Source organism: Paracoccus denitrificans (assembly GCF_900100045.1).
GTDB lineage: Bacteria > Pseudomonadota > Alphaproteobacteria > Rhodobacterales > Rhodobacteraceae > Paracoccus > Paracoccus denitrificans.
In genome coordinates this window covers 128,014-138,673 of record NZ_FNEA01000014.1, presented here as the reverse complement: position 1 = coordinate 138,673, position 10,660 = coordinate 128,014, and the positions used below count along the sequence as shown (strand labels likewise).

Genomic DNA, 10,660 nt, shown 5'->3' with positions numbered 1-10,660 from the left:
AGAGTATTTGGGAAACGGAGAAGATGACTGAAGCCCGGCCCATCATTCTGACCTGCGGCGAGCCGGCGGGCGTCGGGCCGGAGCTTGCGCCCAAGGCGCTGGCCTCGGGCGTGCCCTTCGTGTTTCTGGGCGATCCCCGCCACCTGCCCGAAGGGACCGCCTGGGCCGAAGTGACGGCACCCGGCGAGCCGGTGGCCGATGGCGTGCTGGCGGTGCTGCGGCACGACTTTCCGGCCCCCGCCCGACCCGGCCAGCCCGATCCCGCCAACGCCCCCGCCGTGATCGAGGTCATCGCCCGCGCGGTCGATCTGGCCATGTCGGGCGCAGCCGGCGGCATCTGCACCCTGCCGATCAACAAGGAAGCGCTGAAGCGCGGCGCCGGTTTCGGCTTTCCCGGCCATACCGAATATCTGGCGCATCTGGCCGGCGACGTGCCGGTGGTGATGATGCTGGCCTCGACCACCGTCCAGCCGCCCTGCCGGGTGGTGCCGGTGACGATCCACATCCCGCTCTCCGAGGTGCCCCTGGCGCTGACGCCCTTGCGGCTGGAGCAGGCGATCCGCATCACCGATGCCGCGATGCGGCGCGACTTCGGCCTCGCGCAGCCGCGGCTGGCGATCGCCGGGCTCAACCCGCATGCCGGCGAGAACGGCGTCATGGGCGACGAGGAGGCGCGCTGGATGGCGCCGCTGATCGAGCGGCTGCGCCGAGAAGGGTTCGACCTGCGCGGGCCGCTGCCGGCCGATACCATGTTCCATCCGGCGGCACGGGCGCGTTACGACGCGGCGCTTTGCGCCTATCACGACCAGGCGCTGATCCCGATCAAGACGCTGGATTTCGCCGGTGGGGTGAACATCACGCTGGGCCTGCCCTTCGTGCGCACTTCGCCCGATCACGGCACCGCCTTCGACATCGCCGGCCAGGGCATCGCCGACGCGGAGAGCGTCATTGCGGCGCTGCGCATGGCACATGAGATGGCGGCGCGGCGATGAGCGCCATCGACGGGCTGCCGCCGCTGCGCGAGGTGATCGCGCGCCACGACCTGCGCGCCAAGAAGCAATTGGGGCAGAACTTTCTGCTGGACCTGAACCTGACCGCCAAGATCGCCCGTGCCGCCGGCGACCTGACGGGCTGCGACGTGATCGAGGTCGGGCCGGGTCCGGGCGGCTTGACCCGCGGGTTGCTGGCCGAGGGCGCGCGCCATGTGCTGGCCATCGAAAAGGATGCCCGCGCCCTGCCCGCCTTGGCCGAGATCGCCACGGCCTATCCCGGCCGGCTGGAGGTGATCCATGGCGACGCGCTGGAGATCGACCCGCTGGCGCATCTGACGCCGCCGATCCGCATCGTGGCGAACCTGCCCTACAATGTCGGCACTGAGTTGCTGATCCGTTGGCTGACCCCTGCCGCCTGGCCGCCCTTCTGGCAATCGCTGACGCTGATGTTCCAGAAGGAAGTGGCCGAGCGCATCGTGGCCCAGCCGGGCGGCAAAGCCTATGGCCGGCTCGCCGTGCTGGCGCAGTGGCGCACCGAGGCGCGGATCGTGATGACCCTGCCGCCCGAAGCCTTCGTGCCGGCGCCCAAGGTGCATTCGGCGGTGGTGCATCTGACCGCCCTGCCCGGGCCGCGCTACCCGGCCGATCCGGCGGTCTTGAATCGCGTCGTGGCAGCGGGGTTCAACCAGCGCCGCAAGATGCTGCGCGCCTCGCTGAAGGGCCTGCACCCGGAGATCGAGGCGCTGCTGATCCAGGCCGGCATCGCCCCCACCGCCCGGGCCGAGGAAATCGGGCTGGAGCAGTTCTGCGCGCTGGCGCGGGGCCTGGCCGCCGCGCCGCGCTGACATTCACTCGCCCGAGGCGTTTTCCTGCTGGGCCTTTGCGGCCTTGGCACCCTGCCCGCGCGCGGATTTTACCGCAGGCTTTGCGCCGTCCTCGGCCGGTTTCTTGCGGCTGCGCGGTGCGGCCGCGGTCGTGGTGCGGCTGCGACGGCGCGGTGCCGGCTCGGCAGCGGCGGGTTCTTCCGCAGGGGCAGCGGCCGGCTCGGCGGGTCCTTCGACGGCGCTTTCCGGGGTCTCGACCGGGCCGGCGGCATCCTCGTCCGAGGAGATCACCGGCGGCAACCCGGCATCGGCGGGCGCAGCAGCCGGCTCGGCACGCTCTTCCGTGCGAGGGGCGGGCTGGCGTTCTTCCCGGCGATCCTCGCGACGTTCCTCTCGGCGGTCATCGCGACGCTCGTCGCGGCGATCGTCGCGGCGATCGTCGCGCCGGTCCTGACGCTCCTGTCGGTGGCCGTGATGGCCGTTGCCGTTCTCGGATGCGGTCTGGCCGTTGCCGTCGTGCAGATCGTCGTCGCGATTCTGATGCTGCTGGCTCTGACGCTCGGCCTGTTCGCGCTGCGCCTCACCCAGAAGCCGGGTGTAATGTTCCGCGTGTTGCAGAAAGCTCTGCTCGGCCACCCGGTCGTTGGAAAGCTGGGCGTCGCGGGCAAGCGTCAGGTATTTCTCGATGATCTGCTGGGGCGTGCCGCGCACCTTGCCCTCGGGACCCGAGGAATCAAAGACGCGGTTGACGATATTGCCCAGCGAACGCTGTCGGTTCGACTTGTTACGCGAACGGGATTTGGATGATCTCATCAGCTGTTTGTCAGTTTATGACCGGCAAGGGCCGGCTAAGGTTGGGGTCATTCCTAGGGCGGGTGTCAGCGCAGGTGCGGAACTTGGTCCGGCTCCCGCGTCACCAGTGAAAAGCTGGGTTATCTGAGTATGACTGACCCGTGCGTGGGCAGCGCGCCCCCGTCACAACTGCGAATAAACATGCTGGCGCGTCGCTTACAAGCGAAAATTTCGCCAAAACCGGCGAAAGATGCGGATCCTTGCCGGATCAAAGCGGGTTGCGGGCGCTGACGACGCGGTCGCGGCCGTCCAGATCGGGCAGGATCCGCGGCTCGGCCAGGCCGACGGCGCGCATCAGCGCTGCCACGGCGGCGCCTTGCGTGGGACCGATCTCGACCATCAGCCGGCCGCCGGGCAGCAGATGCGCGGGCGCCCCGGCCGCGATGGCGCGATAGGCGGAAAGCCCGTCCGCCTCGTCGGTCAGGGCCGCGCGCGGCTCCCATTCCCGCACTTCTGGCGAAAGCCCGGCCATCTCCTCCAGCGCGATATAGGGCGGGTTCGAGACGATCAGATCGAACTGTCCCGCAACCGAGGCAAACCAGTTCGATTCAAGGAAATCCGCGCAAACCCCGATCCGCGTGGCATTTTCCCGCGCCACCTCCAACGCTGCGGGCGAAATGTCGGTGCCCAGCCCGCGCGCGGCCGGCCGCTCGGCCAGGAGCGAGATCAGGATCGCCCCCGTGCCGGTGCCCAGGTCCAGCACCGAGGCGAAGGGCTCGGTCAGCGCCGCCTCGACCAGCGTTTCGGTCTCGGGGCGCGGGTCGAGCGTGTCGCGGGTCACGCGGAACTCGTGCTTCCAGAAGGCGCGCCGGCCAAGGATCTGGCTGACCGGCTGGCGCGCGGCCCGGGCGGCAAGGGATGCGTCGAAACGTCGCAGCGCCTCGGGCGGCAGGGGCATGGCCAGCGCGGCGGTCAGGTGATGGCGCGGCAGCTCCAGGGCATGGGCCAGCAACTGCCGGGCGTCCTCGGCCGCGCCGGGCACCCCGGCCTCGGCAAGCAGGGCCGCGCCGCGGCGCAGCGCCTCGGCGCCGGTCATGGAATCACTCACCCTGCGCGGCCAGCCGCGCGGCTTGGTCATGCGCGGCCAGCGCCTCGACGATCTCGCCGATCTCGCCCTGCATGATGCGGTCCAGCGCATAGAGCGTCAGGCCGATGCGGTGATCGGTCATGCGGCCCTGCGGGAAATTATAGGTGCGGATGCGCTCGGAACGGTCGCCCGAGCCGACCTGGCTCTTGCGGTCGGCGGCACGTTCGGCATCAGCGCGCGACCGCTCCATGTCGTAGAGCCGGGCGCGCAGCACGGCCATGGCGTTGGCGCGGTTCTGATGCTGCGACTTTTCCGAACTGGTCACGACGATGCCGGTCGGCAGGTGGGTGATGCGCACCGCCGAATCGGTGGTGTTGACGTGCTGACCGCCGGCCCCACTGGCGCGCATGGTATCGATGCGGATATCGGCGGCGGGGATGTCGACATCGACCTCCTCGGCCTCGGGCAGCACGGCGACGGTGGCGGCGCTGGTATGGATGCGGCCGCCCGATTCCGTCTCGGGGACACGCTGCACCCGGTGCACGCCCGATTCGTATTTCAGCCGTGCGAAGACCCCCTCGCCCTCGATCCGCGCCATCGCCTCGCGCACGCCGCCGAGGTCGGACCGGACCAGCTCCAGCATCTGGAACTGCCAGCCCTGCGATTCGGCAAAGCGGCGATACATGTCGAGCAGGTCGCCCGCGAACAGCGCCGCCTCTTCGCCGCCGGTGCCGGGGCGGATCTCCAGGATCGCCGGCCGGGCGTCGGCGGCGTCGCGCGGCAACAGCGCGACGCGCAGCGCATGTTCCAGGGCGGGCAGGCCGGCGCGCAGGCGCGACAATTCGTCCTGCGCCAGTTCGCGCATCTCGTGATCGGCCAACATGGCCTGGGCCTGGCGGATGTCCTCCTGCACCGAGCGCCATTGGGCGATCTGCGCGACGACGGGCTTCAACTCGGCGTATTCCCGGCTGATCGCGGCGATTTCCTCGGCCGCAGGCCCGGCATTCAGCCGCGCCTCGAGATATTCGAAGCGCTCGACGATCTGGATAAGGCGGTCTTCCGGCAGCATTCGTTGCAATTAGCCGCTGCTTCAACGGCCGGCAAGGCAGAACCTCGAAAACATCTGACCCAGATCAAAGCGCGACGGACCGTCATGGTGCAGGTTTCCGCGAGACGCGCCCACCAAGCCAAAGGAGGCACCCAAGTGAAACTCGTCCCCTTTCTGACAGCGACGAGTCTTGCCCTGTCCGCTCTGCCGGTCATGGCACAGACCGAAGCCATCGACGACAGCGCCCTGCGCGAGGAAGCCAAGGGGGTGTTCGAGGCGCTTCCCGAGAAGATGACGGCGATCAAGCAGACCGAGGAAAACCCCGAGGGCATCGCGCTGACCGCCGAAAAGATCGAGCTGGGCAAGATGCTGTTCTTCGACCCGCGCATGTCCAGTTCCGGCCTGATTTCATGCCAGACCTGCCACAACGTCGGCCTGGGCGGGGTGGACGGCCTGCCGACTTCGATCGGGCACGGCTGGCAGCGGGGGCCGCGCAACGCCCCCACCATGCTGAACGCGATCTTCAACGCCGCGCAGTTCTGGGACGGGCGCGCGGGCGACCTGGCGGAACAGGCGAAAGGTCCGGTCCAGGCCGGCGTCGAGATGAGCAACACCCCCGATCAGGTGGTCCAGACCATCAATTCGATGCCGGAATATGTCGACGCCTTCAAGGCCGCCTTCCCGGATGAGGCAGAGCCGGTCAGCTTCGACAACTTCGCCGTTGCGATCGAGCAGTTCGAGGCCACGCTGATCACGCCGAACAGCGCCTTCGACCGCTTCCTGGCCGGCGACGATGCGGCGATGTCCGACCAGCAGAAGCGCGGCCTGCAAGCCTTTATCGAGACCGGCTGCACCGCCTGCCACTACGGCATCAACCTGGGCGGGCAGGACTATCACCCCTTCGGCCTGATCGCCAGGCCCGGCGCCGAGGTGCTGCCCGCAGGCGACAAGGGCCGCTACGAGATCAGCCAGACCGCGGATGACGAATACGTCTTCCGGGCCGCGCCGCTGCGCAACGTGGCGCTGACCGCACCCTATTTCCATTCGGGCGTGGTCTGGGATCTGGCGGAAGCGGTGCAGATCATGTCCTCGGCCCAGATCGGCACCGAACTGACCGATCAGCAGGCCAACGACATCACCGCCTTCCTGGGCGCATTGACGGGCGAGCAACCGGTGATCGACCACCCGATCCTGCCGGTGCGCACCGACACGACACCGCTGCCCACGCCGATGTAAGGCACGCACAGGCGGAAATGACAAAGGGGCCCTCTCGGGGGCCCCTTTTTCGCTTGCGATCCGTGCGGCGGATCAGTCGGCCTTGACGGCTTCGACGGTGATCTTGATCTCGACCTCGTCCTCGACGGCCGGGGCGAACTTGCCCAGGTTGAACTCCGAACGCTTGATCTCGGCCTCGGCATCAAAGCCGGCGGCCTCCTTGCCGGTCATCGGGTGGGCGGCGATCTGGTTCAGGTCGACATCCAGCACGACCTGCTTGGTCACCCCGTTCAGCGTCAGGTCGCCCGTCACCTTCGCTTCCTTGTCGTCCTCGGGCTCAACCTTGGTCGACTTGAAGGTCGCGACCGCGCCGCTGGCATCGGTGTTGAAGAAATCCGGCCCGAACAGGTGCTTGTCCAGTTCCTCGGACACGGTGCGAAGCCCCGACAGCGGGATGGTCGCCTCGACGCTGGAATTGGCGGGGTTTTCGGCATCCAGCGTCAGCTTGCCGGTGACACCGTTGATGATGCCCGTGCTGGTCGAAAAGCCCATGTGGTTGTATTCGAAGACGACCTGGCTGTGCGAGGGATCGAAGTCGTAGACGACCGGCTCGGCCATGGCGGCGGTGGCGCCGAACAGGGTGATCGCGGCGACGGGGGCAAGGATGGGTTTCATTCTGGACTCCGGATTGAAAATGTCATGCACGGTTCTGCCAGAAAATGCCCAAGCATCAACAAGGGTTTCCGACAAACCCCCTGACATTTTCGTGTTTCGCCGCAGCGCGGAAACTGTTTCGCCGCAGCGGCGATCTTGCGGCACTTTCCAGGGTTTTGCCTTGCATTCCCCAGCGTGATCGCTATAAGGCCGCATCCTTCCGCAAATGCGAAACCGGCGCAGCCTCTCGTGGCGGGGCGCGGAAGGGTTGTCCCGCCGTTGAAGTGCGCCCCGAAGAAAGGTGCAGACATGCCGCTTTACGAGCATGTGCTGATCGCTCGCCAGGACCTGTCGAACGCGCAGGCCGAAGGGCTGATCGAACATTTCTCGACCGTGATCGCCGACAACGGCGGCAAGGTCGTGGACAACGAATACTGGGGCGTGCGCACGCTCGCCTACAAGATCAACAAGAACCGCAAGGGCCACTACGCCTACCTGCGTTCGGACGCCCCCTCGGCCGCCGTGCAGGAGATGGAGCGCCTTGCCCGCCTGCATGACGACGTCATGCGCGTGCTGACCGTCCGCGTGGACGAGCACAAGGACGGCCCCTCGGTCCAGATGCAGAAGCGCGACGAGCGCGAGCGCGGTGATCGTGGCGACCGCGGCGAACGCCGCGAGCGTCGTGACCGCGACGACCGGAATTAAGGGAAAGGAACCAGGATCATGGCCAACAAACCCTTCTTCCGCCGCCGGAAAGTCTGCCCCTTCTCGGGCGACAACGCCCCCGCCATCGACTACAAGGACACGCGCCTGCTTCAGCGTTACATAAGTGAACGCGGCAAGATCGTGCCCTCGCGCATCACCGCCGTCTCGGCCAAGAAGCAGCGCGAACTGGCGCGCGCCATCAAGCGCGCCCGCTTCCTCGCCCTGCTGCCCTATGCCGTGAAGTAAGGAGAGACGATCATGCAAGTCATCCTGCTGGAACGCGTGGCCAAGCTGGGCCAGATGGGCGAAGTGGTCAAAGTCAAGGACGGCTTTGCCCGCAACTTCCTTCTGCCGCAGGGCAAGGCGCTGCGCGCCTCGGACGCCAATATCCAGGCCTTCGAAGCCCGCAAGGCCGAACTCGCCTCGCGCAACGACGAGACCCGCGCCGAAGCCGAGAAGATCGCCGAGAAGCTCGACGGCCAGACCTTCGTCATCATCCGCTCCGCCTCGGATGCCGGCGCGCTCTACGGCTCGGTCACCCCGCGTGACGCCGCCGATGTCGCCATTGCCGAAGGCTTTGCGGTCGAGCGTCGTCAGGTCGTCCTGACCGCCCCGATCAAGGAGCTGGGCCTGCACGAGGTCCGCGTGCACCTGCACCCGGAAGTCGATGTGACGATCAAGCTGAACGTCGCCCGCTCGGCCGAAGAGGCCGAACTCCAGGCGTCGGGCAAGTCGATCCAGGAACTGGCCGCCGAAGAGGAAGCCGCCGCGGAATTCGAGATCGCGGAACTGTTCGACGACATCGGCTCGGCCGGTCGCGACGAGGACGAAGCCGCGAACTGATCGCGCCTTCATCGGAAAACGGAAGAACGCGCCGCAACCTCGGCGCGTTTTTTCATGCCCGGACGGCAGCGCCCCTTGCCCACGACGCGCGGGCGGCGGAACATTCGCCGGATTTCGGGGTTGAGGCACAAAGCGACCCTTCGCCAGAGGATTTGCCGGAATGCGCCATCAGGACGACCTGCCGCCGATAACCCACACCGAGGCCGATGACACCAGCCAGACCCGCTTCGGCCCCCGCCCGGTGCCCAAGGGGCATCGCCATCCACCGGGGCCGGTGGAATCGCGCCGCATCCCCCCGCATGGCGATGTCTCGCCCGATGGCAGCCGGCCTTGGCCCCGCCCCTCTCGCGGGGCGAAATGGCTGGTGCTGGGCGGCACCGGGGTGGCTGCGGCAGCCCTGACCGCCGGCAGCGTCATCGCCGCGCGGCACCTGCTGGGCCTCGCCTCCCAAGACACGCCCCCGCAACGCCGCCGCGACAGCTTCGCGCCGCAGCATGTCGCGCCCGATCCGGCCGCTCGCAAGCCTGCAGCGCCGCCCCCGCCTCGGCAGCACGAAGCCCGCCGCACGGCAAGGCCCGAAGCGGAACCCAAGCACCCCCGCCCCAGCCGCCGCCCACCGCGGCAGGGCCTGCTGCAAGAGGTCGAGGCCAACACCGCCAGCCTGACCAACGGCGTCGAGAACGTGATGCGGGCGCTGACGGCTGCCGTGGCCGGCTTCCGCACCGTCGCCGGACAAGCCAGCACCATCGTGCAGGAATTCGGCGATGCCGCGGCAATGGTGCGCGACATCATCGACCGCAAGCCCAGCCCGCCGCAGCCCCGCGCTTCGTCGCAAGACAAGCGCCACGGCGCGCATATGCCGGACCTGCGCGACGACCCGTTGCTGCACGACCCGATGGAGGGGCCCGACCCCGGCGGCCCCGCCGACCACAATCCTCGCGTGCACCGACTCTGACGCCAAACGGTCCGTTCCCCAATACCTAGTCAGCCTTTCCGTGCCGCCAGCGCGGCATCCCCCCGCGGTCCGGCCAAGACTTCTTCGTTCCACAAATACTCACCTGCGCAACGGTGCCACGATCCCGCCCGCACCGCCTTGGCACGACAACGAAAAAGGCCGCCTCAATGGGCGGCCTCTCTCATCGCGATCAAAACGCGGATCAGACCTGATCCAGGGCCTCGATGGCCTTTTCCAGCTCGTCCTTGGTCACGGGCTTTTCCGAAACCTTGGCGCCCTCGACGATATGGTCCACGACCTTGTCCTCGAAGATCGGCGCGCGCAACTGCTGCTGCGCCTGCGGGTTCTGCTGGATGAACTCGAAGAAGGCGCGCTCCTGGCCCGGGAACTGACGGGCCTGGCGCAGCACGGCCTGGGTCATCTCCTGATCCGAGACGGTGATCTCGGCCTTCTGGCCGATCTCGGCCAGCAGCAGGCCCAGGCGGACGCGGCGCTCGGCCAGCTTCTTGTGCTCGTCCGTCGGCTCGATCTCGCCATGGTTATGGCCGTGCTCCTCCGGATGCTCCTCGTGCCAGAGCTGATGCGCGATCTGGTGCGCCTCGGCCTCGACCAGCGATTCGGGCAGGTCGAACTTGACCATCTCGTCCAGCCGATCCAGCAGCGTGCGCTTGAGCACCTGGCGCGAGGCGCCCTTGTATTCGGCCTCCAGCCGCTCGCGGATCTGGCCCTTCAGCGCGTCCAGGCTCTCGGCGCCGAACTTCTTGGCCAGTTCGTCGTCGATCTCGGCCGCCTTCGGCGCCTTCACCGCCTTGACGGTGGTCTCGAAGACCGCGTCCTTGCCGGCCAAAGCCGGGTGGCCGTAATCCTCGGGGAATTTCACCTCGACCTTGACTTCGTCGCCGGCCTTGGCGCCGACCAGCTGTTCCTCGAAGCCGGGAATGAAGCTCTTGGAGCCCAGCACCAGGGGATAGTCCTCGGCCGAGCCGCCCTCGAAGGCTTCGCCATCGACCATGCCCTTGAAGTCGATCACGATCTGATCGCCGTCCTTGGCCTTGGTGCCCTTCTTGCGATCCTCGAAGCTCTGGGCGTTCTTGGCCAGGTTCTCCAGCGCCTCGGTCACCTGCTCCTCGCTGGCCTCAACCACCAGCCGCTCCAGCTCGACGCCCGAGAGGTCGGCTTCGGGAATAGCCGGCAGCGCCTCATAGGCGACGGTGACGACGACGTCGTCGCCCTCTTTCCAGGTCTCGCCGTTGACCATCTCGATCTTGGGCTGAAGGGCGGGACGGTCGCCCGATTTCTCCAGATGGTCGCGCAGCGCCTTGTCGATGGCCTCTTGCATAGCATCGCCCATGATACGCTGGCCGAACTGCTTCTTCAGCAGCGCCATCGGCACCTTGCCCTTGCGGAAGCCCTTCATCTCGACCTCGGGCTGGGCCTCTTTCAGCTTCGCATCCACCTGCGCCGCCAGGTCGGCCGCCGGCAGGGTGAATTCATAGCCCCGCTTCAGCCCTTCGTTCTGGGTTTCCTTGACCTGCATTTGTCTTC

Annotated in this window: 12 protein-coding genes; 7 read left to right on the top strand and 5 right to left on the bottom strand. The window is 67.6% G+C overall.

All coding sequences use genetic code 11. The features are described from left to right. Positions 1–23 precede the first annotated feature (23 nt). Together pdxA and rsmA are read left to right on the top strand one after the other, a co-directional pair. Positions 24–992, top strand: coding sequence for a 4-hydroxythreonine-4-phosphate dehydrogenase PdxA (gene pdxA / locus BLT64_RS14175; protein WP_011747237.1), 969 nt, complete (start codon positions 24–26; stop codon positions 990–992). Continuing rightward, entirely contained in the window at positions 989–1,837 is an 849-nt protein-coding gene (rsmA, locus tag BLT64_RS14170; RefSeq protein WP_011747236.1) for a 16S rRNA (adenine(1518)-N(6)/adenine(1519)-N(6))-dimethyltransferase RsmA, read from the top strand. The genes pdxA and rsmA overlap by 4 nt, the downstream gene beginning before the upstream one ends. A 3-nt stretch (positions 1,838–1,840) precedes the next feature. Here the strand turns inward: rsmA and BLT64_RS14165 are convergent, their stop codons facing one another. The 3 genes from BLT64_RS14165 to prfA all read right to left on the bottom strand — a co-directional run bounded on the left by BLT64_RS14165 (position 1,841) and on the right by prfA (position 4,764). Then, positions 1,841–2,629: a DUF4167 domain-containing protein gene (locus BLT64_RS14165; protein WP_011747235.1), complete on the bottom strand. Its 789-nt coding sequence runs from the start codon at positions 2,627–2,629 to the stop codon at positions 1,841–1,843. Between the two features lie 247 nt (positions 2,630–2,876). Beyond that, the gene (gene prmC / locus BLT64_RS14160) at positions 2,877–3,704 is read right to left on the bottom strand and encodes a peptide chain release factor N(5)-glutamine methyltransferase (RefSeq protein WP_011747234.1); all 828 of its coding nucleotides are present in this window, start codon (positions 3,702–3,704) and stop codon (positions 2,877–2,879) included. Between the two features lie 4 nt (positions 3,705–3,708). Next, positions 3,709–4,764 (bottom strand): peptide chain release factor 1, encoded by a 1,056-nt coding sequence (gene prfA / locus BLT64_RS14155; protein WP_011747233.1) that lies wholly within the window; start codon positions 4,762–4,764, stop codon positions 3,709–3,711. Positions 4,765–4,956: 192 nt separating this feature from the next. Here prfA and BLT64_RS14150 point away from each other — a divergent pair, with 192 nt between their 5' ends. Then, positions 4,957–5,979, top strand: coding sequence for a cytochrome-c peroxidase (locus tag BLT64_RS14150; protein ID WP_011747232.1), 1,023 nt, complete (start codon positions 4,957–4,959; stop codon positions 5,977–5,979). Between the two features lie 72 nt (positions 5,980–6,051). Here BLT64_RS14150 and BLT64_RS14145 read toward each other — a convergent pair whose 3' ends face one another. Next, entirely contained in the window at positions 6,052–6,633 is a 582-nt protein-coding gene (locus tag BLT64_RS14145) for a YceI family protein (protein ID WP_011747231.1), read from the bottom strand. 288 nt (positions 6,634–6,921) lie between these two features. Here BLT64_RS14145 and rpsF point away from each other — a divergent pair, with 288 nt between their 5' ends. From rpsF to BLT64_RS14125, 4 genes are all read left to right on the top strand, one after another. Further along, positions 6,922–7,317: a 30S ribosomal protein S6 gene (gene rpsF / locus BLT64_RS14140; RefSeq protein ID WP_011747230.1), complete on the top strand. Its 396-nt coding sequence runs from the start codon at positions 6,922–6,924 to the stop codon at positions 7,315–7,317. An 18-nt stretch (positions 7,318–7,335) separates the two neighbouring features. After that, complete coding sequence (gene rpsR, locus BLT64_RS14135; RefSeq protein ID WP_011747229.1) at positions 7,336–7,563, top strand: 30S ribosomal protein S18; 228 nt, start codon at positions 7,336–7,338, stop codon at positions 7,561–7,563. 12 nt (positions 7,564–7,575) lie between these two features. Beyond that, positions 7,576–8,160, top strand: a complete 585-nt coding sequence (rplI, locus tag BLT64_RS14130) for a 50S ribosomal protein L9 (RefSeq protein WP_011747228.1) — start codon at positions 7,576–7,578, stop codon at positions 8,158–8,160. Positions 8,161–8,320: 160 nt separating this feature from the next. Then, positions 8,321–9,115, top strand: coding sequence for a hypothetical protein (locus BLT64_RS14125; protein ID WP_011747227.1), 795 nt, complete (start codon positions 8,321–8,323; stop codon positions 9,113–9,115). Between the two features lie 202 nt (positions 9,116–9,317). Here BLT64_RS14125 and tig read toward each other — a convergent pair whose 3' ends face one another. Continuing rightward, a complete protein-coding gene (gene tig / locus BLT64_RS14120; protein WP_041529783.1) occupies positions 9,318–10,652 on the bottom strand; it encodes a trigger factor in 1,335 nt (444 codons plus the stop codon). Positions 10,653–10,660 lie beyond the last annotated feature (8 nt).

Excerpts from the sequence above, each read along its gene's own strand:
- rsmA (WP_011747236.1), top strand. The coding sequence starts at position 989 with ATGAGCGCCATCGACGGGCTGCCGCCGCTGCGCGAGGTGATCGCGCGC.
- pdxA (WP_011747237.1), top strand. The coding sequence starts at position 24 with ATGACTGAAGCCCGGCCCATCATTCTGACCTGCGGCGAGCCGGCGGGC.
- BLT64_RS14165 (WP_011747235.1), bottom strand. The coding sequence starts at position 2,629 with ATGAGATCATCCAAATCCCGTTCGCGTAACAAGTCGAACCGACAGCGT.
- rplI (WP_011747228.1), top strand. The coding sequence starts at position 7,576 with ATGCAAGTCATCCTGCTGGAACGCGTGGCCAAGCTGGGCCAGATGGGC.
- BLT64_RS14145 (WP_011747231.1), bottom strand. The coding sequence starts at position 6,633 with ATGAAACCCATCCTTGCCCCCGTCGCCGCGATCACCCTGTTCGGCGCC.
- prmC (WP_011747234.1), bottom strand. The coding sequence starts at position 3,704 with ATGACCGGCGCCGAGGCGCTGCGCCGCGGCGCGGCCCTGCTTGCCGAG.
- BLT64_RS14125 (WP_011747227.1), top strand. The coding sequence starts at position 8,321 with ATGCGCCATCAGGACGACCTGCCGCCGATAACCCACACCGAGGCCGAT.
- BLT64_RS14150 (WP_011747232.1), top strand. The coding sequence starts at position 4,957 with ATGGCACAGACCGAAGCCATCGACGACAGCGCCCTGCGCGAGGAAGCC.
- rpsF (WP_011747230.1), top strand. The coding sequence starts at position 6,922 with ATGCCGCTTTACGAGCATGTGCTGATCGCTCGCCAGGACCTGTCGAAC.
- rpsR (WP_011747229.1), top strand. The coding sequence starts at position 7,336 with ATGGCCAACAAACCCTTCTTCCGCCGCCGGAAAGTCTGCCCCTTCTCG.
- tig (WP_041529783.1), bottom strand. The coding sequence starts at position 10,652 with ATGCAGGTCAAGGAAACCCAGAACGAAGGGCTGAAGCGGGGCTATGAA.
- prfA (WP_011747233.1), bottom strand. The coding sequence starts at position 4,764 with ATGCTGCCGGAAGACCGCCTTATCCAGATCGTCGAGCGCTTCGAATAT.